The sequence below is a fragment of the Tateyamaria sp. LSS28 genome, assembly GCF_059611725.1.
The window spans coordinates 12,771-37,043 of sequence record NZ_JCAPFI010000013.1 but is presented as its reverse complement, the minus strand read 5'-3'; the positions used below and the strand labels follow the sequence as shown (position 1 = coordinate 37,043).

Annotated in this window: 16 protein-coding genes and 1 pseudogene; 8 read left to right on the top strand and 9 right to left on the bottom strand. The window is 57.9% G+C overall.

Translation table 11 applies throughout. The features are described 5' to 3' along the window. Positions 1–303 precede the first annotated feature (303 nt). From AC53L6_RS23815 to AC53L6_RS23805, 3 genes are all read left to right on the top strand, one after another. Positions 304–4,224 (top strand): glycosyltransferase, encoded by a 3,921-nt coding sequence (locus AC53L6_RS23815; RefSeq protein WP_496909627.1) that lies wholly within the window; start codon positions 304–306, stop codon positions 4,222–4,224. Further along, a complete protein-coding gene (locus AC53L6_RS23810) occupies positions 4,221–5,231 on the top strand; it encodes a glycosyltransferase family 2 protein (protein ID WP_299775268.1) in 1,011 nt (336 codons plus the stop codon). The genes AC53L6_RS23815 and AC53L6_RS23810 overlap by 4 nt, the downstream gene beginning before the upstream one ends. Positions 5,232–5,321: 90 nt before the next feature. Beyond that, the gene (locus tag AC53L6_RS23805; RefSeq protein WP_496909626.1) at positions 5,322–6,008 is read left to right on the top strand and encodes a hypothetical protein; all 687 of its coding nucleotides are present in this window, start codon (positions 5,322–5,324) and stop codon (positions 6,006–6,008) included. Between the two features lie 37 nt (positions 6,009–6,045). Here the strand turns inward: AC53L6_RS23805 and AC53L6_RS23800 are convergent, their stop codons facing one another. From AC53L6_RS23800 to rfbC, 6 genes are all read right to left on the bottom strand, one after another. Continuing rightward, positions 6,046–6,939 carry a hypothetical protein gene (locus AC53L6_RS23800; protein ID WP_299606673.1) on the bottom strand — a complete coding sequence of 298 codons (894 nt, stop codon included), beginning with the start codon at positions 6,937–6,939 and terminating at the stop codon, positions 6,046–6,048. Between the two features lie 80 nt (positions 6,940–7,019). After that, positions 7,020–7,634 (bottom strand): sulfotransferase, encoded by a 615-nt coding sequence (locus AC53L6_RS23795; RefSeq protein ID WP_299211039.1) that lies wholly within the window; start codon positions 7,632–7,634, stop codon positions 7,020–7,022. Between the two features lie 233 nt (positions 7,635–7,867). Continuing rightward, a complete protein-coding gene (gene rfbA / locus AC53L6_RS23790) occupies positions 7,868–8,749 on the bottom strand; it encodes a glucose-1-phosphate thymidylyltransferase RfbA (protein WP_299707615.1) in 882 nt (293 codons plus the stop codon). Positions 8,750–8,804: 55 nt separating this feature from the next. Then, the gene (rfbD, locus tag AC53L6_RS23785) at positions 8,805–9,668 is read right to left on the bottom strand and encodes a dTDP-4-dehydrorhamnose reductase (protein WP_496909625.1); all 864 of its coding nucleotides are present in this window, start codon (positions 9,666–9,668) and stop codon (positions 8,805–8,807) included. A gap of 62 nt (positions 9,669–9,730) precedes the next feature. Next, entirely contained in the window at positions 9,731–10,774 is a 1,044-nt protein-coding gene (gene rfbB / locus AC53L6_RS23780) for a dTDP-glucose 4,6-dehydratase (protein WP_496909624.1), read from the bottom strand. Positions 10,775–10,778: 4 nt separating this feature from the next. Next, the gene (gene rfbC / locus AC53L6_RS23775; RefSeq protein WP_496909623.1) at positions 10,779–11,339 is read right to left on the bottom strand and encodes a dTDP-4-dehydrorhamnose 3,5-epimerase; all 561 of its coding nucleotides are present in this window, start codon (positions 11,337–11,339) and stop codon (positions 10,779–10,781) included. 252 nt (positions 11,340–11,591) lie between these two features. Between rfbC and AC53L6_RS23770 the strand changes: the two are divergent. Further along, positions 11,592–11,909, top strand: a pseudogene (locus tag AC53L6_RS23770) (DUF2793 domain-containing protein); the annotation flags it as partial. A gap of 171 nt (positions 11,910–12,080) precedes the next feature. Then, entirely contained in the window at positions 12,081–12,611 is a 531-nt protein-coding gene (locus AC53L6_RS23765; RefSeq protein WP_496909637.1) for a C1q-like domain-containing protein, read from the top strand. A gap of 48 nt (positions 12,612–12,659) precedes the next feature. On the opposite strand, the gene AC53L6_RS23760 is transcribed toward AC53L6_RS23765, so the two are convergent. Both AC53L6_RS23760 and AC53L6_RS23755 read right to left on the bottom strand, forming a co-directional pair. Continuing rightward, positions 12,660–15,254 carry a M10 family metallopeptidase C-terminal domain-containing protein gene (locus AC53L6_RS23760; RefSeq protein ID WP_496909622.1) on the bottom strand — a complete coding sequence of 865 codons (2,595 nt, stop codon included), beginning with the start codon at positions 15,252–15,254 and terminating at the stop codon, positions 12,660–12,662. Between the two features lie 68 nt (positions 15,255–15,322). Beyond that, a complete protein-coding gene (locus tag AC53L6_RS23755; RefSeq protein WP_496909621.1) occupies positions 15,323–15,916 on the bottom strand; it encodes a hypothetical protein in 594 nt (197 codons plus the stop codon). Positions 15,917–16,118: 202 nt separating this feature from the next. On the opposite strand from AC53L6_RS23755, the gene AC53L6_RS23750 reads away from it, so the two are divergent. From AC53L6_RS23750 to AC53L6_RS23740, 3 genes are all read left to right on the top strand, one after another. After that, complete coding sequence (locus AC53L6_RS23750; RefSeq protein WP_496909620.1) at positions 16,119–18,791, top strand: calcium-binding protein; 2,673 nt, start codon at positions 16,119–16,121, stop codon at positions 18,789–18,791. Between the two features lie 98 nt (positions 18,792–18,889). Then, positions 18,890–20,212, top strand: a complete 1,323-nt coding sequence (locus tag AC53L6_RS23745; RefSeq protein ID WP_496909619.1) for a UDP-glucose dehydrogenase family protein — start codon at positions 18,890–18,892, stop codon at positions 20,210–20,212. Further along, on the top strand, positions 20,212–21,225 hold the full coding sequence (locus AC53L6_RS23740) for a GDP-mannose 4,6-dehydratase (protein WP_496909618.1): 1,014 nt from the start codon (positions 20,212–20,214) through the stop codon (positions 21,223–21,225). The genes AC53L6_RS23745 and AC53L6_RS23740 overlap by 1 nt, the downstream gene beginning before the upstream one ends. An 18-nt stretch (positions 21,226–21,243) precedes the next feature. Here the strand turns inward: AC53L6_RS23740 and AC53L6_RS23735 are convergent, their stop codons facing one another. Next, positions 21,244–24,096, bottom strand: a complete 2,853-nt coding sequence (locus AC53L6_RS23735) for a tetratricopeptide repeat protein (protein WP_496909617.1) — start codon at positions 24,094–24,096, stop codon at positions 21,244–21,246. Positions 24,097–24,273 lie beyond the last annotated feature (177 nt).

Here is a 24,273-nt window from a genome sequence, read left to right as displayed (position 1 = left end):
ACGCGCACCTGTTAGCAAACCAAATGAAAGTGAGCCATCGGTGTTGCAACTGGGCGGCGAAAATCCTCTTGCAACCGATTGTCGCAAGTGAAATCTGACACACTTCAACCCAGGACCCAAACATCCAGGGGATCGTACAGTTTTTTGCACCACTCTCGTTCCGAATTGCGGCAAGATGACGCCAAGCCAAATGTCGCTAATTGACACCCCGTCGCTGCCCGGATCAGTACGTACCGAGCGCTCGGAGTATATTGCTTCCGACGACAAGAATATCTTAGATCATAAATTGCAGAGAGGCTCGTTGTGACAGAAGTGGACACCGCCGTACCCGATGACCTATCGGACGTCATTCAGGCCGTTCGCCGTTCGCCCTTGTTTGACGAGGAATGGTACAGGACCAAGTATCCCGACGTGTCCTTGCATGATTGTGGGGCGGCAGAGCATTATGTTTCGTTTGGCGCGGCGCAAGGATACGATCCTGGCCCTGACTTCAGTACGCAGTTCTATTTCGGAGCGCATCCCGACGTTTCTGAAATACACCTAAACCCTTTATACCACTACGAATTATACGGTCGTGGCGAAGATCGCCAAATACATGCCGCCAAAGAAGTATCGGAAATCGAGGAGGTTCTGAAAGTACTGGGCGCAGGACCCGATAGCGGGAATGGTAGCGAAGACCAAGCAGCCGAGCCGGGGGAGCCGGTATCCGAAGCCAAAGTTGTGATGAATGCCGAGCTGTTTGACGCGGCTTGGTACAACGAGATGTTTCTGGAAACGCCGCTGCGCCCTTTGGAGGCTGCAGAGCATTACCTGAATTTTGGGGCCGCAAGCGGTTACGATCCCGGACCCGAGTTTAGCAGCACCGAGTATCTGAACAGCAACCCAGATGTGCGCAGTTCCGGTGTCAATCCGCTGTATCACTACCAGATGTTCGGACAGGCCGAGGCGCGTATCACGCACGACTCGAAATACCTGGAGCCGATCAAGAAGATAGCGCCCTCTCAGAGCAAAGACGACCGGCTCGCTGGTTCCGAGGCAAAAAGAATCCGGCAAGACACACGCAAGATCATCCGCACTACCCCCCTGTTGGATGCGGAGTGGTACACGGCGAAGTATCTCAAAGGGGACAAATCGGGTGATCCGGCATGGCTGCATTTTGTCAAGTATGGGGCCACGCGCGGTTACGATCCCAACCCGCTTTTCTCCACCTCTTGGTACTTTCAAGAATATCCGGAAATTCAGCGTGCAGGCCTGAACCCACTGGCACATTACGTCGCCAAGGGTGCGTACGAAGGTTACAATCCGCACCCGTTGTTCAACACGGACTGGTATCTCCGCAATCTGGACGTGCCGCTTGATGCGGATGTCAACGCCCTGGCACACTACCTATCCAAACCGGACCGCCGTGATGGAGAGATTTCGCCGTCCTTTGATGCGTCTTGGGTCGCGCGGAGTGTCGTGGGACTTGGAGATCGATTTGCGACGACTATCGAGGCGTTCACTGATCCGACACCCCGGCGCATCGATCCTGAAACACGGGATCGCATCCTGAAACGCGGCATACGGACGCCGGACACCGTTGAGGCCTTCCAGGATGACGGTCTGGTTTTTGAATTTGAAAACCTGACCGAAAACCTTCAGCAGCAGTTGACGCAAGATGCCCAAGGGCCTGACCTGCCGATGCTGTCCGTGGTCATGCCCACCTGGAACCGTAAAAGTGAAGTGGTTGCAGCGATCACGTCTGTTTTGGGGCAAACATATCCCAACATCGAACTTGTCGTCGTGGATGATGGAAGCACGGATGGCAGTCACAAGCTGATCGCGAAGAAATTCAAAAAACACATCGCGTCTGGTCACATCAAGCTGATCAGTCAGGAAAACGCCGGTGTTTGCCGCGCCCGCAACACTGGATTGGCCAACACGACCGGTGATTTCATCGCCTATCTGGACAGTGATAACATCTGGCGCCCACAAACCGCCGAGCTTCTCATGTCCGCCTTGTTGCGCAACGGCGAGGCGATGTCAGTTTATGGCGCAGTCGAAATCTTTGCCGATGACCTTGAAGAGCGTCCTATCATGGGGCGCAGCTTTGACCGCCATGCTTTGCTGAGGTCCAATTTCATTGACCTGAACGCTTTTGCGCACCGTCGTGAGCTGCTCGAAGAGCTGGGCGGTTTTGATGAAAATCTCAAACGCCTCGTCGATTGGGAGTTGATCGTCCGCTACACCGCTGACCATGACGTGACCTTCCTGCCCATCCTTCTGGTCAACTATGCGCTTGCAGATACGCTGGGCAATATCACGCGCACCGTGCCGATGAAGGAGAACATCGATCGTGTGATTTCTGCGCATCGCGTTGAGTTCTACCGTTCGGGCGTTCTGACCGCAGATCAGATGGCGCGCCGGTATCTCAAGGAACTGACCGTTCCGGTAGTGCGCACTGAACCGGTGGATCAACCCTATCCGGGCCTTGCCCCGCGGGTTCTGACACCCCCGGTGCTTCCAATGCGGATCGCCATCGTTCTGGACGAAGATGTCTGTGCTGCCTTTGTTGGTCATATCACCAATGAACAACACTGGTTCGTTGATGACGTGCTGGTCAAATGCGCAGATGGATACAAGGTTTGGGATCCGGTGAGTGGCGATGCGACGGGCGAAGCTGTCGCTCTGAGCCAGTTGGGGCACACGGTCTTTTACTGGCCCACGCAACCAGCGCGGATGCTGACCGCTCGCACATTGCAAACTGCAGCTCTCGCGATTGCTCTGAGCCAACTGGACGTTGCACTGGTTTCAAGTGGGCGTTCGACACCTGCAACGCGAAAAGAGGTCGCGGTCCAGACGGTGCGCGATCACCTGATCGTTGCAAAGCCACAGGCACGTCACTGGTTGGGCAGAATGGAGCTGTCTGGCTGCGTCCGCGGACAAGTGATCGAAGCGGAAATCGAGCGCCTTGGAGCGCGCGCGCAGGTCACGGACATCAGCGCCCTGCTGCGCCAGCCGTTCGAGATCAAGAACGACAACCGCTTCTGGAGCCGTGGGACACGGGCTGTGGGCGTTCCGAACATCGAATTTGATACTTCTACCCTGCCCTTGGTCAAAGATGACCGGCCGGCCGTTTTGCTTATCGGAATGAAAACGGCAATGGGCGGGGTCGAGCGTCTGACCATCAGCCTTGGGGCTGCATTAAAGAGCAATTACCACTGCATTTATCTTGCGCTGGAGCCTATCTCGACCGAACAGGGCGACATTACGGATCAAATCCATGAGGCGGGGCTGACCCTTCTGGATGGGTCAAAAATCGTGACGCCGAGTGATCGGATTGCGTTGTTGTCGATGATCTCGGATGTGTATGCGCCCCAAGCGGTTTATGTCATGAACGGATCATCGTGGTTCGTGAACAACGCCGCCGCAGTGCGCGAGGCGTTCGCTGACAGCGTTATCGTGGACCAGCAGGTCTATGATCATCAGTTTGGCTGGATCGAGCACTACAACAAACCCGCCATCCGCCGCTTTGACAGCTTCGTGGCCGTGAACTATGCCATCAAGGACACGTTCCTTGGACCTCTTGGCCTTGCGTCGGACAAGGTGTTTCACATCCCGCACGGCATTGATGTCAGCCGCGGCGCGACAGCGCTTGAAACGGTTTCCAAGGCAGAGGCCCGAGCGGAGTTTTCGTTGCCAGCCGGTGGCAAGATCATCATGTTTGCGGGTCGGTTGACCGACCAAAAACGCCCCTTGGATTTTCTGAAACTGGCCGCGATGCGCCGTGACAACAGTGACGAGACATTTGTCCTGCTTGGTGACGGTGCCATGAGCAAGGCGTGTGAAAAGGCCATCAAGGACGAAAACCTGACGAACGTGATCCGCATACCGTTTGTCAAAGACATCAACCGAATCTATCGGGCGATTGATGCCCTGACGGTTGTGTCCGAATACGAGGGCCTCCCGCTGGTTCTGGTCGAAGCCGTGTGCATGGGCATATCTGTCGTATCGACGGATGTGGGCGAAAACAAGCGCGTCATCGAAGAATTCGACGCGGGGTTTTGTACGGCAAAGGCGGGTGATCTGAAAACGATCTCTGCTCAACTGGACACGGTTCTAGCCGAAGGTACCGATGCACCGCGGCTCGGTGCCGCGCGGGCCAGAGATGATTTCTCAATTGATCGTATGGCCGAACGCTACGCGCGCGCCGGGCGTCTGACACATATCAAGGGCACAGCATGACACAGGATCTAAACACCGCGCTCGCTACGCCGCCCGTCATGGCATCCACCTTGCCTGACCCGATCGCATCGGTGGTGATCCCCAGTTATTATCACGAGGCCTATCTTGAAGCGGCCATCGACAGTGTCCTGAACCAAACGCGATCAGACATTGAGTTGATCGTAGTCGATGACGGGTCCAAGGACCGGTCCAGACGCATTCTGGCTGGGCTGCGCGACTGCCGTGTCAAAGTCGTTTTGCAGGAGAATGCGGGCGCTCATAACGCGATCAATCGTGGCATGGCCATGACGCGCGCGCCCTACATCTCGATTCTCAACTCAGACGATGTTTTCACACCTGATCGGTTGGAAATCATGGTCGCCGAGATGCAGGAACAGGACGCAGATCTTGCGTGTTCCTGGATTCAGCAGATGGATCACGTCGGCAAGCCTGGCCCCATCAAGAAAGGTTGGACATCACAGCTGCCCAGCTGGGCAAGGACCCTGCCCAAGGTGAAAGTCCGCAAAAGTGATGCGTTCGCCTACGAGCTTCTGCGATCCAACTTCATCTCGACGACCAGCAACATGGTAATATCCAGGCGGATCTATGAAAAAGTCGGCGGCATGAGGAACCTGCGTTTTGCGCATGACTGGGATTTCGCATTCCGTGCCGCGTCGCACGGGCGATGCCTTATGGTGCCGCTGAACCTGATGCGCTACCGCACGCATGGCACCAACACGATCTCGTCCAATCGAAGCTGGATGATGTTCGAAATCTGCTGGATGCTTGCAGTGCACTTCGATGCCATGGCGGATCAGTTGTCACATCTGAATCGGAGCGATCTGGCGCGCAGTCACTACGGAGCCCTGGATCCCACATATGAGGCATTGAAAGAAGCGCTTGAGCGCGCGGGCACACAAGAGGAACGCAACGCGCTTGCCGAAAAGCTGCTGAACGACGAAAACGCAAGAGCACCGTATATTGACATGATCACGGTCAGACTCAATCATGCCCGCCACGCATCATGAAAGTATCGGCATTCTCGCCGTACATACCAATACGGACGAAGAAAGAACGCCTAAATGCAGGACAACACTCCCTGGCTATTCATCCACGTTATGAAAACAGCCGGAACGAGTTTCCGCGCCTACGTAGAAGAAATCGCTCCATCGCAGGTCTTTCCCAGCAAGAGTGATCGTGAACGCACGGGCGGCAACTACATGGGCGCGCTCCAGTTTTTGACAAGTCTCAGCAGCGGTACGATCAAACCCGACAGCACACCGTACATGTTTGGCCACTTTCCGGCGTGGATGAGTGACAAGGTTGACCCAAGCTGGCGAGTCGCAACTGTTCTGCGAGAGCCGGTGGCCAGAACCGTTTCAATGTTGGGTCATCACAACGCACGGCTTGGTGCCAAGTATTCGGACTTGCGAGACCTTCTTCTGGATGAAAACTTTCGCAAGAACAATCTGGAGAACTATCAGACCAAAGTCTTTGGGGCGGAGCCTGATCATATTACCAGCGCAAATGATCAACATATCTGTACTGAAGAGACCTATGAAGCAGCGCTGGAGCGAATTGGCCGCTTTGACATGGTCGGTCTGACCGAAGAGATATCGCAGACTGTTGATCGCTGGCATGAAGTTACGGATTTGCCGCGCGGCGAGTTTCCGCATTTCAACAAAGCGAAACCACGCGAGATCGATACCGAACTAAGGGATGCGATCCTGCCTTATGTTCAGCTCGATTTGCGGTTTTACGACACGGTCAAATCAACGATCGCGGTCAACCATCTGAGCACCTAGGGCGTTTTGCCAAGAGCGGGACATTGAACCGGCTTGGTCAGCACCGCCAGGTCAACAAGCGCGACATTGCAACTGATCGGACACCACCGGGATCCGTCGGTCTGTTGTGCGGAGCCTTTTCTGCATCTGGGCCGGGTTCCAACACTTCGATGCAGTTGGTGAGATGCCCGTTCGGAACAGGCACGAACTTGGCCAAAAATCCGTTCTCGGCCATGTTATAGCGCAGTCCGATGCGGCGCTGTCCGTCCGGTCCGACGAAACGAATGTCACAATAGCTCATCGTGGCATCGATATTGAACCCGATGACGTTGGCTGGCTCCTGCAGCATGACTTTGGTTCCGGCATGCAACCGTGAGAACGTGTCGGACAACAGGCTGTTCTTTTTGGTGACTTGCTCGCCAAGCGCAAACTCTGACAACGCGATTTCTGCGAAGTTGGTAGTGCCGAATGCGCCGTTGACGGACACGTCCTGTCCAAAATTCGCCAGTTTGGATACCAAGTCTGCGCCAAAGCTTCGGGCGATTTCGGGCAGGATATGTGGGCCGTCAAGAAAGACCGGCTCTGGATAGTTGGCAAGCGCATAGTCAATGACACTGACAAATACCCCATTCAAACGGTGCGCAGCCACTTCGTATTTCTCGTAGACTGCGCTGCGGTTTTGCGCGTGGGCGCGGTTGCAGAACCCGAGTATTACCAAGTTGGACTGCGCCGCGAGCGTCGTCAGAATCTCGTCCAACAATGCGTCGTAAAACGGTTCCGCCCCGACAAAGGACAACAAGTTTTCGTCGTTCGGGATCGCATCGACAAGGATATGGTCATAGGCGGACAGATCTTGCGACAGTCTGGCACCGAACTGGGAAACAGGTGAGGCACCAACAGACATGTTGTCGATCTGCCAATCGGCAGGCGCCGCGTCCCGAAACCCCGCCATCCAACCCCCTTTGAGAATTGAATTGGATGTGCCTAGAACAAGTATCTTCATTCAGGAAGCTTTCAGGCCGATTTGCTGATCTAATACACAACGCCGCGTGTTTCGCCGTTTTCGCGCGTTTTGTTTGAGTGACCCCACCATTCCAGCGGTTGGCCTATGAACTCTCCGATCCGGATGTTCGCATCCTTGTCTTCAATGTCGTAGGATAAGAAGTTGTCCTTGCCTTCAAAGAGTTCCATCGTGTTTGCGTAATGCCCTTCGATCCACCGAATGACCCGTTTCTTGGTCGTGGCGCATCTGGGCGGCATACCGGGCGCACCGACTTTGTGCAGGCGCTCCATGAAGTTGCCCCACTTTTCCATGCTGTTGGCAATCGCAACAGGGTCACGCAGGTTGAGAATGAATTTGACGTCCGGGTTCTGCCGGGCGACTTCCCTTAGCATTGCGGGATCCATCTGAGGCCAGAAGGACGTCGTTGTGGTGATGAGGTCAGGCTGTGTCACAGCTTCGAAACCGGGAAAATCCGCCATGATGTTTTCGCCCCGGTACCATCGGTGATACATTGAGTTGCCCGCGAATTTTTCGACAGTCTTCGTGTACCAGTGCAAAGATTTCATGCCCGACCGCAGGAAAGCATCCTGCAACGTCGATGTGCCGGACTTTGGCAGCCCCAAACCAAAAACACGTAGCGCCATTAGGTTCCTCTTCTCCCGTCTTGCGATAACTCTATCAGCCTGAGCGCCAACCAAAAAGTATGATTAGCAACAGCGTCGGACGACTTTAGTCATGTGGCGCTGTGCAAATCACGTCAGTACCTCAGCTTGACTACATCCACTTCTGGTTGATGCAAACACGTTTTAAGTCGCATGACCAAAAATATGTCCGGCAGGTATGACCGCCTCAACACTTGATGAACAACGGCCAGATGTCACGTCAAAAGGCTGGACAAGTAGGCCCCGTAATCATTCTTGGCGAACCTTTTGCCGCGCTCCGTCAGCCCTGTTTCATCGATCCAGCCTTGCGTGTAAGCAATCTCGTCCGGACTGCCGGTCTGCAGCCCTTGCCGCGACTGCAGCGTCCGTACGAAGTTACCGGCATCCAGCAGGCTGGCATGTGTACCGGTATCAAGCCAGGCGTACCCGCGCCCCATCTGTTTCACTGTCAGGCTGCCCTCGTGCAGATAGGTTTCAAGCAGCGTGGTGATCTCCAGCTCGCCCCGCGCGGACGGTTTTACCTGGCGCGCGCGTGCAGGCGCATCGGCGTCCAAAAAGTAGAGCCCTGTCACAGCGTAGTTGGATGGTGGAACGTCCGGTTTTTCAATGATTTGCTTCGCATGACCATTTTCATCGAAAGCGACGACACCATAACGTTCAGGATCGGCCACGCGATAGCCAAAGACCGTGCCACCGGCCCCTTGAGTATCTGCTTCGGCCAAGAGCTTGGGCAGACCGTGCCCGAAAAAGATATTGTCGCCCAGCACCATCGCCGACGGTGCTCCGTCAAGAAAGTCCTCAGCCAGAATATAGGCCTGCGCCAGACCATCAGGGCTGGGTTGTACGATGTATGTCAGGCTGATGCCCCATTGGCTGCCGTCGCCGAGAGCGCGTTTGAACTGGTCCTGGTCCTGAGGCGTCGTGATCACCGCAATCTCGCGGATTCCAGCCAGCATCAGAACAGACAGGGGGTAATAGACCATGGGCTTGTCGTAGATCGGCAAAAGCTGCTTCGATACACTGACCGTGATCGGGTACAACCGAGTACCAGAGCCACCGGCCAGAATAATACCTTTGCGCGCTGTTGATTGAGTCATCGAGATGCTCCGTGTTCCGTAAAGGGAGTGTTGAAATTGGGAAAAGGCCGAGGCCTCAGTCGACCTGTTTCAGTTGATCGAGAATGTGAGACAGGCTGTTGCGCCATTCGGGTCTGGCGATGCCGAACGCAGATGTTGTGCTGGTACAGTCCATGCGCGAGTTGAGCGGCCGCTTTGCCGGTGTCGGATAGTCGCTTGACGGGATGTCAGTCACCTCGCATTCCAGATCGGACATATCGAAAATCGCGCGGGCGAAATCCGCCCAACTCGTGTTTGGTGCACCGGCAAAATGGTACACTCCTGCTGTGTCAGGGTCGGTTTTCAGCGTTTTTGCAATGGTCACACAGGCCGCGGCAATCTCGGCTGCACCCGTGGGTCCACCAATCTGATCCGCCACGATGGTCAGGGCATCGCGCTCTTTACCCAGTCGGAGCATTGTCTTGACGAAGTTGTTGCCGTGCGCAGACACAACCCACGAGGTTCGCAAAATCACCGAACGCCCGCCCGCTTCCTGCACGGCAAGCTCGCCCGCATTTTTGGTCAGGCCATAAGCCCCTTGCGGATCGGTCGGATCGGTCGGGAGCCATTCCGCTTCACCCTCACCCGAAAAGACATAGTCGGTTGATATGGTGACAAACGGGATGTCACGGGCGGCACAGGCCCGCGCCATCGCGCCGGGTGCATCAGCATTGATGGCGTGGGCGCGTGCAGTGTCTGTTTCGGCGGCATCCACCGCCGTGTAAGCGGCAGCGTTGATAACTGCGTCAGGCGCGTGGCTGGCAATGGCGGCAGCACAGGCTGCGGCGTCCGTCAGATCGGCAGCCTTGCGATCCAAAGTCTTGATGCGCGTGTCAGGGCCATTCAAGGCCCGCAATTCCGTGGCCACCTGACCGGTGTGTCCAAATACCAGGATATCCATGCCCACTCCTCTGCTCGCCTCACGCCCTTCTGCATGTGAAGGGTCGAAAATGCCTAGGTCTGCTATCCTGTGCCCAAGCGTTTGCCTACACCGTCGCGGTCCTGCAGAGCCCGCCACCACACATCGTTTTCCAGGTACCAGTCCACCGTTTTGGCCAAACCTTCTTCGACCGTGACGGACGGGCGCCAGCCCAGTTCATCACGGATGCGGGTGGGATCAATGGCATAGCGTGCATCGTGGCCAGGTCGATCCGTGACAAAGGTGATCTGATCGGAATAAGACTTTCCATCCGCCCGCGGCCGTTTTTCATCGAGGATGGAACACAAGGTTTCCACAAGCTGCAGGTTCGTGCGCTCGTTCTCGCCCCCGATATTGTAGCTGCGCCCCAGCTCGCCCTTCTGCAGCACCAGCAGCAGCGCATCGGCATGATCCTCGACATAGAGCCAGTCGCGCACATTCGATCCATCGCCGTAGATCGGCAGGGATTTGCCTGCCAGCGCGTTCAGAATGATGACTGGAACCAGCTTTTCCGGGAAGTGGAATGGACCGTAGTTGTTCGAACAGTTGGTCAGCACGACAGGCAGGCCATAGGTTTCAGCCCAGGCGCGCACCAAATGGTCACTCGCCGCCTTGGATGCTGAATACGGGCTGCGCGGGTCATAGGGCGTGGTTTCGGTGAATTGCCCATCCGCCCCAAGCGAGCCAAAGACCTCGTCGGTCGAGATATGGTGGAAGCGGAAGCCATCGAACTGATCGCGCCCCTGCCAATAGCGGCGCGCGGCTTCGAGCAGCGTGTAGGTCCCGGTTACATTGGTCTGCACAAACGCGCCGGGTCCGTCGATGGACCGATCTACGTGGCTTTCGGCGGCCAGGTGCATAACTGCGTCCGGTTTGTGGGTATCAAAGATACGCACCATCGCATCCCAGTCGCAAATATCGGCTTCTTCGAAACTATAGAGATTGCTGGATGCCACGCTTGCCACGTTATCAAGGCAAGCGGCATAGGTGAGCGCATCAACATTGATCACCTCATGCCCGCGTTCCACTGCCTGCCGAACCACGGCGGAGCCGATGAAGCCCGCGCCGCCGGTGACCAGTAATTTCATGCTCTTAGTCCTTGTATGTGAAAGGCGTGTCCAAATCGGCAAGCAAAGGCGCCACCGCGTCTTTTTCAGACAGGATTGGGTCACTGACCCCACCCCAATCAATGCCAATCTGCGGATCATCCCAGCGCAGCGCCCCTTCGCTGTCGCGGTTGTAGTAGTCGGAGCACTTGTAGATGATCTCGGTCTCTGGCTTCAGGGTGACAAACCCGTGGGCAAATCCTGCAGGGACCAGCAATTGTTTGCCGTTTTCAAAACTCAATTCGGTGCCGAACCACTGCCCGTAAGTGGGTGACCCTGAACGAATGTCCACGGCCACATCAAATAGGGCGCCCTTGCCGCACCTTACCAACTTGTCCTGCGCGTGCGGTGGTGCCTGAAAGTGCAATCCGCGGATCGTACCCACTTTTTCGGACAAGGAGTGGTTGTCCTGGATAAACAGGACGTCAATGCCTTCAGCAGCAAGCGCACGGGCATTGTAACTTTCAGAAAAAAAACCGCGCTCATCACCGTGCCGCGCGGGTGTGATGACGACAACACCAGCAAGTGGGGTTGTTTCGATCTGCATTAATGGGCCTCTAGTTCAAACATTGCACCTAACATGACTCGGTGCTTAACAAGCGCCCTGTGCCCTGTCCATCCTTCGGGCGGCAGACCGGGTGGACTGCGGCATTCGGCGCTCGATCATCCTATTTTTATGGCCGTCACTGAGGCGTATTGTTGCGCATGGGCCAACTCACCGCACGGTCAGCTAAGGGCGTCGTAACCTCCTGCTCCTAGCTATTGCCATCGTCTGACGCGTTGCCACGGAGCCCTGACCATGACCGACACTTCCCTGATCCTTGGATTGCCCTACATCCAACCATCCCAAGCCCAGAAACACGTCACCCATAATGAAGCCCTGTGTGTGTTGGACGCGCTGGTGCAATTGTCAGTTCTCGCCCGGGACCTGACATTGCCCCCTGCAGGGGCTGCAGCGGGCGATCGTTACCTTGTGGCATCCCCGGGGCAAGCGGAATGGGTCGGACAAAGCGATGCAATCGCCATCTACGATGGACTGAATTGGACGTTTCTGGCCCCGCAGGCGGGTTGGCAAGCTTATGTCGTGGGCGAAGGAACCACTGTTGTCTTTGACGGCACCGACTGGCAGGGCCGCGATCTGGACACCGTGGACAGCCTGGGGGTCAACGCCAACGCCGATGTTTTCAACCGCCTGTCTGTATCTTCGGACGCTGTTTTGCTGAACCACGCAGGCAGCGATCATCAGTTGAAGATCAACAAGGCCGACACCGCCGACACGGCGAGCCTGATGTTCCAGAACGGGTTCTCAGGCCGAGCGGAAATGGGGCTGGCGGGCAATGACGACTTTTCCATCAAAGTCAGTGACGACGGCGCGACCTGGAACGAAGCAATGCGTGTCGATGCTGCCTCTGGCGTCGTCAGCACATTGCGCCAACCCTACTTTGTCGCGCGGGGGAGTGGCCCATGGCTGACGATTGACACGCCACATACCGATCTCGTCCTTGGTGTGATGATCGCGCAGAATGGGGGCGTATACGATCCCACCACGGGGACGTTCACGGCGCCAACGGATGGGTTGTACTGCTTCTTGATCAACGGCTTCCTCAACGCATCAACCGATGGCCGCATCGCCTTTTCCCTTAACGGCACTACGCAAAGCGCGCAAATGCAGGTCCTTTTGGGCGAGATGCCCTTGTCCTTCACAGCGGTGATGGAACTGTCGACAGGCGACACGGTGACCTGCCGTACCGGCAACGCCAACGACAACCTGACGTTTTTCCAAAGTCACACCACGTTTAGCGGGTGGAAGATATTCTAAGCATACCCGGCGCTGCGCTCTACTCGGCGTAAGGCGCAGCGCCGGTTTTTAGATGATGCTTAGTGTCGTATCATCCTCGATGCTGGAGATATTGGTGTAGCCGATGATCTCCAAGCTGGTGAATGCATCGAATGTCAGCACCAGATTGCCCCCCACAACGGAAGCGAAATCGCTCAGGTTGGCTCCACCAACAAGCGTCTGATCAATGATCAGCGCATCGATGTTGTTCTGGAAGTCTTGGATCGTGTCGTTGCCACCTGAGAAGATGAACGTGTCGTTGGCCAGGCCACCGTTCAGGAAATCGTCGCCATCACCGCCATGCAGGGTGTCGGCACCTGCATTTCCACGCAATACGTCGTCGTCTGCACCACCGAACAGGTCGTCCCGCCCGTTGCCACCATTGAGCCGGTCATTGCCCGCCCCACCATCCAGTGTGTCGTGGTTGTTGCCGCCGTTCAGGGTGTCATTGTTGCCACCCCCGTTCAGGACATCAAAACCGGCGTTGCCGTTCAGCAAATCATTGCCGGTGCCACCGTTCAATTCGTCCGCGCCAGAGTTGCCATTCAACGTATCGGCCCCGGACCCGCCGTTCAGCGTGTCATTAGCCAAACCACCGTTCAACACATCGTCGTTTTCGTTGCCATTCAGCAAGTCGAACCCGTTGTTGCCGTTCAACACGTCGTTGCCAGCGCCGCCATTCAGCTCATCCGCACCGGACAAGCCCGTGAGGGTATCGTCGCCAGCGTCTCCGTTCAGGGTATCGGCGCCAAGCCCGCCATTGAGGTCGTCGTTATCATCGCCCCCGCTCAACAGGTCATTGCCGTTGTTGCCGCTGATCACGTCGTCGCCTTCTCCGCCGCTCAGGTCGTCGAAGCCGTCGCCACCAGCGATGGTGTCATTGTCTGCACCGCCATCGACAGTATCGAAGCCTGTACCAGCATTGATGCTGTCGTTGCCGGCACCACTGTCGATGCTGTCATTGCCGGCAAATCCAGAAATCGTATCATTGCCCAACGTACCGCTAAGCGCCGGATCATCTTCCGTGGTGCCGTCAATCATGTCACCGGGCGTTCCGGGATCACTCGGCAGGTTGGCATCCAACTGCGCCAGCGAATAGGTGACGTCCGAGAACTGGAATGTTTCGAATGCGGTTGCAAGAACGCTGCCGAAACCGCCGAAAAGGGTGGCCAAACTGGCCGTGACGGACCCGCTGGTGATGCTGGAAAAGGCGAAGCCAAAGATCAATGTGTCCGTGCCGGACCCACCGTTCAGTGTATCATCGCCATCGGAGGCAAAGACCGTGTCATTGCCGCCCGCCGTCTGCACATCATTGTCGGCGTCGTTGGTCGTGATCTCATCGTTGCCGTTGCCGGTGATCACGTTCTCGATCACCGTGCCGCGCGCAATGCCGATGTTTCCAATGCCCCCGGCCACATCCGAGAAGGTCGCGTCGTTCAGATCGATGCGGTCCCCAAGATCAGTGAAAGAGAAATCGAGCGTATCGATCCCGTCTTCGTCAAAGATGGTCGCAGCAATCAGGCTGCCGCTGTAGATGCTGTTTGTGGTGCCGGAAGCCAATGCGCTGAACAAGTCGTCGACATAGTTCCCAAGATTGCTGTTCAGCCCATAGGTGGTGTTACCTGCGGTGACCCCACCTTCTGCAGCCCCATAAAGGTTCTGGATCGCGATGATGTCGGCAATCATCGTTGTGGCTGTGGTTGCATAGCTCGCGTCGGTGGTCGTGTTTTCGGATTGGCTGAAATACGACATCACCGACATCTGCCAGCTGTCATTGGCAAAGGTTGCGCTGAACGGGTAGGTCGCGCTGCCATTGTAGCCACCCTGGTGACCCAGGCCGATGGCGTGGCCGATTTCGTGCACATAGGTCTGGAAAGAATAGCTGTCGACGCTGGTGCCATAGCTGTTCAGCCAACCCGTCCCAACATTCAGTTCGACACCAGAGCTTGATCCGCCATTTGGCGAATAGGCAAAGGCACCGGATTCATTGTCATCAAAGGTGATCATCTCGCTGCCAAGCGAGACTTCCTGGAAGTCGAGGTCCGCGACCATTTCCCATGCTTCCATCGCCCAACGGGCCAGTTGTTGGCCGTCTGCGGTCAGGCCCGAAAGGTTGACGGTGATCACATTGGACTGACTGGTATTGAAGACGCGCTCCTGGCCACCCCAGTATCCTTCGGTCAGGTACAGGGCCAGCTCGTCCAGTGTCCCGACAGGCGGCGCGGTAAATGCATTGGCTTCCAGCGTATACGTTCCAGTACGGCTCTGCCCGTAATCGCCGGAGTAGGAGTCCGCCTCTATATAATAGGTGCCAGACGACGACGCCGTGAAGGTGATCGCCGAATCCGTGCCACTCGAATCGTCGTTCTCTTCCAATACGTTGCCGCTGCTGTCGCGCAACCTCATGAAAGGATCGTCCAATGTACCACCGGTCATGGTGATCGTGACTGTCTCACCTGCGGTCAGGCTGATGGCAACCCAATCCTCGTCCGTGAGGCTATCCAGCGAACCAGAAAACGTGTCCCCAACACCCATCGAGTAGCTGGTCGAGATATTTTCAGCTGCATCTGCAGTCTCGAAAAAGGCCGCGGACAAGGGGTCATTCGCCCCGTCAACATGACGCATCGGGTCGAAAGTTTGGGTGGCAAAGCAAATCGTACACATAAGAGTAAAGCGTTCCTAATGAACTGGGACTATTCGGTTAATGCCAGAATAAAGTGCAACTTGGGCGATTTTGAGACAAGTACATCAGTAAATTGACGTGCCGCGACAGGTGATTTTGTCACATCTTGGCCACCGTGACGATGAACGGGGCCACGGGCTGATACACCATTCGGAGCCTGCCATGACAGATAGGCCGACAACTTGTCTTGGTCGGGATCAATATGGAGCGTCACGCGCTTGACGTCCTGCCCTGCGGGTGCCGAATCCAAACGGATGATATGACCCGTTGCATGGGTCGCTAGCGATTGAACAAGGGCCTGACACAGAACGCGCGGCGCGGACGGGCAGTCAACGAACAAGACCTCGCGAACTGGTTGGCGGGCGTGCGAACCTGATGCTCCTTGCATGGTCACGCTCCCAATCAGCGCCAAGCCAAACGCGAGGCGCCAGAATGGGGCGGCTTTCCACCAATAAATACCACTGACATCACGCACGCGCTCCCCCGAATTGCGCCGCGGCAACCCTATTCTGATGCGCCTAAGCAAGACAAGTGATGCAGGCGCGCAATACACTAAAAACCACAAAGCCGCCCAGTGGCAGATGTGGCTTTTTGGTGCATCCATTCAGGCGTGCCAGCTTAGAAAGCTCTTTATGCTGGGCCCAACCAGCACTTATGACATGAAAATTCCTCCTTTATTATCAAACTATTAATTTCCGGCAACGGCTCGATTTTTTGGGAAAGTCCACACTATCGACACAAAGCCAACCACACCCCAGCAACTGCCTCTGCCATCACATTGCCAGTGTAGTTGGTGGGTTAGAGTAATGACGCTTGTTGCGTTTGAGCATGTGGCAACGATTGCGGATCAGGAAAATTTGTTCCTGACCGGGATCACGGACATGATCGTGGCCGAAACTGATCAAGGGTCCGTCCTGTATACTGTGTCACGCCTTGGCGGCGGCGACGTGGTTGCCTATCGGATCAACGGGAACGGCACGCTCAGCCAGTTCGACACCCAGACCTTGCCCGGCGGAGCCCGGTCAGGCACCACCAACACCCTGTCGTTGGTCGATAACGGCGCTGGGGGACACGATCTGCTTGTGACCGGGGTCAACAACACGGGCCTTTACCGCATCGACATGAATGCGCAGGGCGCGCTGTCCCAACCCGCTGCGGTCACCGGGGCCTACATGCCGGCTACACTTCTGGACAGCACCAACGCCGTCGTCAACGGCCAGACCTACCTTTACTCGATAGACCGGGGCAGTGATGACATTGGGGTTTGGCGCGTTGCCGACAATGGGACCGTAACGACCGTTCGCGACGGCGGGACAGGCGACATGGGGCGCGTGGGTCTGACCGGCATCACCCAAGTCCAATCAGGCGGGAACACATTTGTACTGGCAGCCTCCGGCAGCGAAAATGCCCTGATCAGCTACCGCCTTAGCGGCTCGGGCGTCCCGCAGGAAGTGGACCGGATCAGCGCTGCGGAAGGGGTCGGTATCGGTGGGGCAACAACGGTCGAGGTCATCGAGATTGGCGGGCAGGCCTTTGCCATTCTGGCCGCCTCCGTCACCGGCACGCTGACCGTCGCATTGGTGACGGAAGACGGCAGCTTGCAACTGACCGATCACGTCATGGACACGCGCGATACCCGCTTTGGCGGCGTGCACGAGATTGCAACAGTGACGCATAACGATCGCGGTTATGTCGCTGTCGCAGGCGATGATGACGGCGTCAGCCTGTTCGAAATGATGTCGGACGGCCGATTGCGTCTGATGGGCAGCCTCGCAGATGCAGTGACGACCACGCTCGATGCCGTATCAGCGCTGAACCTGACGGTGGTGAACGGTGTCCTGCATCTGACGGTTGGTTCCGCAACAGAGGCCGGGCTGTCGGTGTTCACCATAGACATCAGCACCATGAACAGCCCCCTGCAAGGCAACGACTCGGCGAACAACCTGACCGGAAATGGGGGCGCCGATCTGATCATGGGCGGCGGCGGCAATGACAGCTTGCACGGCGCGGCAGGCAATGACGTGCTGCTGGACGGACACGGGTCAGATGCGCTGTGGGGCGGTGCAGGCGCAGACGTGTTTGTCATGTCGGGTGATGACGCGCTCGATACGATCCATGATTTCGACATAACCGAGGACCGGTTGGATCTGTCAGACTGGGCTTTCCTGCGCGGCACGGGCCAATTGTCGTTTCAGACCCTGAACAACGGAATCATCATTCTTTTTGGTACCGAAGAGCTGGTGATCCTGTCCGCAAGCGGCACACGGATCGAGGCGGAAGACATTCTTGCACTGGATATCCTGGGCCAATCCCGGTTTCTGCCCGACTGGTTCCCACCGGCAGTGGAACCCGACCCGGACCCCGATCCCAGCGCCCCGCTTGACCTGAGAGGCACCAATGGGCGGGACACGCTGAGCGGCAGTGCAGGCAACGACACCATCCGCGGCCTCAGCGATGCCGATAACCTGTCCGGGATGGGCGGGGCAGATACCCTTTCGGGGGATTCCGGCAATGACACCATTGCGGGCAACGCGGGCAATGACAGCTTGCAGGGCGGAGACGGCGACGACATCCTGACCGGTGGCACGGGTTTTGACACTCTGCTGGGAGATGACGGTGACGACAGCATCTCCGGCGCGGGCGGCGACGACATGATCGAAGGCGGTGCCGGGCGGGACACTTTGTCAGGCAATGCGGGCAACGATGTGATTTCGGGCTTTGGAGATGCCGATCTGATCACGGGCGGGATCGGCTTTGACACCCTGAACGGTCAGGATGGCGATGACAGCATCTGGGGCAATGACGGGTTTGACGTGATCGGCGGCGGTGGGGGCAATGACCTGCTGGTCGGCAACAACGGCGCTGACACCCTTTATGGCAATAACGGAGACGACACGCTGTCGGGTGGGCTGGCCAACGACTTTTTGATTGGTGGCAATGGCAACGACGTCATCTCGGGCGCTGCGGGTCCGGATGAATTGCGGGGGGATGCTGGCAATGACGTGCTGGACGGCAACGCAGGGTTCGACCTGCTTTTTGGTGGACAGGACGATGACACCCTGAACGGGGGCATCAACCATGACACCCTGTATGGTGGCACAGGCAACGACCGCCTGAACGGCAACAACGGCCAGGACCAGTTGTTTGGCGAGGACGGCAACGACACACTTCTGGGCAATTCAGGTCCCGACACGCTGGATGGTGGACTGGGTGATGATCTGCTGCTGGGTGGCATCGGTGCGGACACGTTCGTCTTTTCCAGCGGATCGGATACGGTCGGCGACTTTCAGGACAATATCGATACTCTGGTGCTGGATTCCGCCCTCTGGGGTGGCGGTGCGCGCAGCCTGTCGCAATTATCCGCCTATGCCGAAACGACGGAAAACGGCATCCGGTTGGACTTTGGAAATGGTCATATATTGACCCTTACAGGCGTGACAGACCTGAATAATCTGAACAATGATCTCGATTTCATGTGACCTGAAACTCTGGGGTTGCGTTGCGCCGGTTCTTCATCAAGACAGTGGCCCAAAGGTGAAGCTGCGTATGCGGCAGAGTTGGGCTAAGGAGCAGAAGTATGAAAATCGCCGTGATCGGGACAGGCTATGTTGGCCTGGTTTCCGGGGTGTGTTTTTCCGATTTCGGCCATGATGTGGTCTGTGTCGACAAGGACCCGTCGAAGATCGAAAAACTGAATTCAGGGATCGTTCCGATCTATGAACCCGGCCTTGATGCCCTGATGATCAAGAACGTCGAAGCGGGCCGCCTGTCCTTTACCGAAGACTTGGCCGGTGCCATCGACGGGGCAAAGGCGGTGTTTATCGCCGTTGGCACGCCGACGCGGCGCGGTGACGGTCACGCGGACCTCAGCTATGTCATGGCTGCAGCAGAAGAGATCGCGGGCATTGCCAAAGACTACGTGGTGATCGTGACCAAATCGACCGTGCCGGTCGGCACCAACCGGATGATCAAACAGACCGTGCGCAAGGCCAATCCAGACCTTGAATTTGACGTGGCCTCCAACCCCGAATTTCTGCGCGAAGGCGCGGCCATTGACGATTTCATGAAACCCGACCGTGTGGTGGTGGGCGTGCAATCCGAACGCGCCGCCGACGTCATGGCTGACATCTACCGCCCGCTGTTCCTGCGTGATTTCCCCATCGTGACCACCGATCTGGAAAGCGCAGAGATGATCAAATACGCCGCCAACGCGTTTCTGGCGACCAAGATCACCTTCATCAACGAAATCGCGGCTCTTTGCGAACGGACGGGTGCGGATATCAAACAGGTCAGCAAGGGCATGGGCCTCGATGGCCGCATCGGCAACAAGTTCCTGCATGCCGGGCCGGGCTATGGCGGATCGTGCTTTCCCAAGGACACCAAGGCGCTTGCACGGATCGGGCAGGACAACGCGGTGCCCATGCAGATCACCGAAACGGTCATCAAGGTCAACGAAGAGACCAAGCGCCGCATGCTCGACAAGATCTTTGACCTGTGTGACGACAAGCTGGCGGGCAAGACCGTCGCCGTGCTGGGCGTGACCTTCAAACCCAACACCGACGACATGCGCGACGCACCCTCGCTCACCATCGTGCCTGCGCTGATCGGGGCCGGGGCCAAGGTGCGTGTGACCGACCCGCAAGGGCGTCACGAGGGCGAAGCGCTGTTGCCCGGCGTGCACTGGGCCGAGGACGCCTACAAGGCGGCACAAAATGCGGACCTGCTGGTGATTCTGACAGAATGGAACGAATTCCGAGCGCTGGACCTCAAAAAGCTGGCCCGCCGCATGACCACGCCACACATGGCCGACCTGCGCAACGTCTACTCGGCCGCCGACGCCAAACGCGCTGGCTTTACCGCCTATGACAGCGTGGGCCGGTCCGCTTGGCAGGCTGACTGATGCCAAAGGCGCTGATCACCGGATCGGCCGGGTTCATCGGGTACTTTCTGGCCCGTCGTCTGCTTGAGGACGGGTTCGAGGTCATCGGCTTTGACGCCTTGACCGATTACTACGATGTGACGCTGAAACAGCGCAGACAGCAGATGCTGCTGCAACACCAGGGCTTTCGCGCGGTCAATGAACGGCTCGAAACAGACGGGGTCCTGATGGACCTCGTGGCACAGGACACGCCCGACGTGATCGTACACCTGGCCGCGCAAGCGGGCGTTCGGTACTCCATCGACCATCCGCGGTCTTACGTGGATGCAAACCTGGTCGGCACCTTCAACCTGCTGGAAGCGGTGCGCGCGACGCCGTGCTCGCACCTCCTGCTGGCCTCAACCTCGTCCGTTTACGGCGCCAATGCCGACATGCCCTATGCAGAGACGCACAAGGCCGACCTGCCCATGTCGTTCTACGCCGCCACCAAGAAGGCGACCGAGGCGATGGCCCATTCCTATGCCCATCTCTACGATCTGCCGATCACGATGTTCCGGTTCTTCACGGTGTACGGGCCTTGGGGCCGACCCGACATGGCGCATTTCAAATTCACGCGCGCGATCCTGCAGGGTGAGCCGATCGACATCTACAACCACGGCAACATGCAGCGGGATTTCACCTACATTGATGACCTTGTGGCGGCCATCGTCGGCCTGATCGGCGCGGCACCTCAACGCCCCGCCACCCCGGAAGACATCGCGCCGGGTGACAGTCTCAGCCCGGTGGCACCCTACAGGATAGTCAACATCGGCAATTCCGAACCCGTGGCCCTGATGGACTTCATCGCCGCAATCGAAACGGCGCTTGGGCAAGAAGCACAAAAGAATTTCATGGACATGCAGCCCGGCGACGTGCCCGCCACATGGGCCGATGCGACGCTGATCAAGACGCTGACGGGCTACACGCCGCAAACGCCCGTCGCCGAGGGCATCGCGCGCTTCGTGGCGTGGTACAGGGATTATTACAACGTTTAGGCACCGGGACAGCGGCGATCACACTTTGTCATTCGCCAGCCTGCTCAACCCGGCCAACACCTTCTGACTGACGTCCTTTACCTGCGCATTCCAGTACCTCACGGTCTTCTTGTAGGGCAAAGGAATGTGCGGTTCGATGAATGTGCGCAGAGTGTCACCCCGCAACACTGTCAGTGTTTCGCGCGCCTCCTCGGGTGGTGCGTCCCGCAGGTATTGGGCCGCAGCGCAGGTCAGCATGCCCGGCCCGGTCTTGAACCAAGCGGCATCGGCATCCCGGGCCAGCAATGCCCTGATCGTCATGTTCAGGGCGATTTGCACAATCGGGTTGCCCGGCGGCGTGATCATCGTGTTGTTCGCAATGGCCCCGATCGGCTCACGCGTGACCACAAGGCCCGACCCAAGAGATGCCAAGGCGCCGATGTCCCCCACAGCCCGGTCATCAGCATCGCTGTAGATGCCGCCGAACTTGTAAAGCACACACAACCGGATCAGGTCACTTTCCTCGGCCACATGGCGCGCCCGGTTGAAGGCGGCGACAACACGGGCGCCAAACTGACGGCGCAAAAAGTTGACGGCGCGCTGCCGGTTCAACAGGACATGTTCGAAGTCCGGCACCGCCGCCCAGTCCGCAATCAGCGCCGCGACATCATCCGGGACCGCTTCGGTGTCCCAATACTGAAAGATGCGCTTGGGGATCGGAGTTTGGCGCAGCGGAACGTTTTGATCAGTCTCCGCGTCCCAACGGTCCACAATGCATTTTGCGGGATAATAGTACTGCGCAGCAAGGCGCCCCTCGATCTCTTCCTGCGGGGTCCCCTGCCCCTTTGCCTTAGCCTCCAACGTGCGAAAGACCTGCAAATCGGCCAGCATGCGGCCGTGCAATCCAGTGGCGAAATGGGCCGCGACCCGGTTGGTGCTTTGCGGGTCGGTGCGAATGTGCTGGCGGGTGGCCAAGGCGCGCTCCAGATCACCGCAGGCCAGGCACACATCCAGAAAATGCCGCGGATGCAGACCCGGCAATCCAGCGTCTTGCCTGCGGATCGCACGATCAAGCAAGGGTTGATTGCACCGTTCGCTGTGCATCAACAGCAACCGTTCACGCTCCACATCAATCCGTGGGTTCGCAGCCACCATTGCATCCAGATGCGCGTGCCCCGCAGTAAAATCGCGGGCCATGCCACAGACATGCACAAAAAAGCCGTTCAAGGCGCGGTGTTCCGGCCATCGGCGCGCGGCACGGCGCAGGTAGCGCATGGCAAGCTGGGTGCTGCCCGTGTCCGCAAGGTGCCGCCCAACAAGCATCGCAAGGCGGGGCGACCGGCTGTCGGCGCTGACCTTGCGGGCCAGGGCAAGTGCCGCGTCGGGTCCATCGGCGAAGGATGCTACATCAACCCGGAACTCCGCCTGATGGACCGACGGAAGCTTGGCGCACAGGGCGTCGGCGACCTCTCTCAACATCTTCGTGTCGGCGGTGATGTGGGCAAGCCTCAGCAACCGCCGCGCAAACACCAGTGACAGACGCTCGCGGTTCATCATCGCATCGATCAGCGTGCTTGAGATGTCCGGCAGGGTCTGCCGCTCCGCCAATGTCAGGACATGTTCCATCTGACCGTCGCTCAGCGCATCAGGCTGGTCAGCCAATTGCTGAAGCAGGTCCCTGATCTCTGCCGCACGGCCCGCCCGGATCAAGGCCTCGCACAGTGCGAGGGTCAGGGTGGGGTCAGACACATCCTGCGCAGCCATCTCGGACTGCAGCAGCGCGACCGCGCCCTCGGAATCATCCCGTTGCTGCGCAATCTTCGCCCTGCCCAATACCGCTCGCAACCGCGTGGCAGGATGCGCGGCACTGCGGGCAAACGCGGCATCCGCGTCTTGCAATGCGCCCGCCTGCGCCTGCGCCTTTGCCAACTCCAGCAGCAATGCGCCCGACGGGTCGCCATCGGCACAGGCCGCGCTCAGACCATGGGCCGCGTCCACAGCACGACCCGCGGCCAACAGAGTTTGCGCGCGACGGATGTGAAACATCTCAGGCACCGGGTCGGCATGTGCAATGGCGCGATCACACACAGACAGCGCATCTTCATACGCCCCCATCTGTTGCAGCAGAGCTACCTGCTCTTGAACCGCGGCGGCATGGTCGGGCGTGTCGGCCAGCATCACGCCAAACACTTCGCTGGCCGCCACGAGGTCCCCGACTTTGCGGTGCAGACGCGCAAGGGTCAGATGGTTCTGGGCCGTTGCATCCTTCCTGCCGACAAGGTCGGACAGGACGGAAATCGCGGCCCCGGTCTCGCCCATCAGATCAAGGCATTGGGCGCGACGCGTCTCGATCGACGCATGGGCAAGGCAGTTCAGCTCAGCCGCCTCATCGCACAAGTCCAGCCCATCCGCCCCCCTGCCCTGTTTGATCGCGATGTCGATCAGGCCACGCACGGCGATGGTGTGATCGGGAATGTCGGCGCGGATGCCTTCGAACAAAGTGGCGGCGCGTTCAAGCGCGCCAGTGCGCAGCAGCAGATTGGCAAACAGGATGGACGCGGGGCGATCTTGCTGACCGTCTTCATGCAACCTATCCAAAAGCGCCAGCGCATCCTCAACCCGGCCCAATCGGACCAGCCCCGTAGCCTCTTTGGTTGTGGCCATGGTGCGCAGCTGGGGGAACTGGCGGGACACATCGCGTGCAAGATCCACGGCCCGATCCGTCTCGCCTGTGTTCAACAATTGATCGATTCGCCACCGATGCGCCGGCATCAGCGCGGGATGCAGCGTCAGGATGCGTTCCAGCACCTCAGCAGCCGCAATATGATCACCGGCCTCGTGCTGCTGTCGCAACTGCGCCATCAAAGTGCTGGGAGATGTGGGTGTTGTCATCTACGCAGTACCCGCATGGCTAGAACGTAATAAAACAAGGGAGATCAATCCTGACCATTCCGTTTTGCAACCCAGGGTGTTGCATTCAATTGTAAGTTCATTGGCGCATACGTCCCCGTTCTTCCACCGGGATAATCCTTTACATATGATCGTTCAGATCGCTAGCGTTCCGATATC

Bases quoted from the DNA above. Each gene is read 5' to 3' on its own strand.
- rfbA (WP_299707615.1), bottom strand. From the start codon at position 8,749: ATGACTCAATCAACAGCGCGCAAAGGTATTATTCTGGCCGGTGGCTCT.
- rfbB (WP_496909624.1), bottom strand. From the start codon at position 10,774: ATGAAATTACTGGTCACCGGCGGCGCGGGCTTCATCGGCTCCGCCGTG.
- AC53L6_RS23765 (WP_496909637.1), top strand. From the start codon at position 12,081: ATGTTCCAGAACGGGTTCTCAGGCCGAGCGGAAATGGGGCTGGCGGGC.
- AC53L6_RS23745 (WP_496909619.1), top strand. From the start codon at position 18,890: ATGAAAATCGCCGTGATCGGGACAGGCTATGTTGGCCTGGTTTCCGGG.
- AC53L6_RS23800 (WP_299606673.1), bottom strand. From the start codon at position 6,939: ATGGCGGGGTTTCGGGACGCGGCGCCTGCCGATTGGCAGATCGACAAC.
- AC53L6_RS23740 (WP_496909618.1), top strand. From the start codon at position 20,212: ATGCCAAAGGCGCTGATCACCGGATCGGCCGGGTTCATCGGGTACTTT.
- AC53L6_RS23755 (WP_496909621.1), bottom strand. From the start codon at position 15,916: ATGGATGCACCAAAAAGCCACATCTGCCACTGGGCGGCTTTGTGGTTT.
- AC53L6_RS23760 (WP_496909622.1), bottom strand. From the start codon at position 15,254: ATGCGTCATGTTGACGGGGCGAATGACCCCTTGTCCGCGGCCTTTTTC.
- AC53L6_RS23810 (WP_299775268.1), top strand. From the start codon at position 4,221: ATGACACAGGATCTAAACACCGCGCTCGCTACGCCGCCCGTCATGGCA.
- rfbD (WP_496909625.1), bottom strand. From the start codon at position 9,668: ATGGATATCCTGGTATTTGGACACACCGGTCAGGTGGCCACGGAATTG.
- AC53L6_RS23795 (WP_299211039.1), bottom strand. From the start codon at position 7,634: ATGGCGCTACGTGTTTTTGGTTTGGGGCTGCCAAAGTCCGGCACATCG.
- rfbC (WP_496909623.1), bottom strand. From the start codon at position 11,339: ATGCAGATCGAAACAACCCCACTTGCTGGTGTTGTCGTCATCACACCC.
- AC53L6_RS23750 (WP_496909620.1), top strand. From the start codon at position 16,119: ATGACGCTTGTTGCGTTTGAGCATGTGGCAACGATTGCGGATCAGGAA.
- AC53L6_RS23805 (WP_496909626.1), top strand. From the start codon at position 5,322: ATGAAAACAGCCGGAACGAGTTTCCGCGCCTACGTAGAAGAAATCGCT.
- AC53L6_RS23735 (WP_496909617.1), bottom strand. From the start codon at position 24,096: ATGACAACACCCACATCTCCCAGCACTTTGATGGCGCAGTTGCGACAG.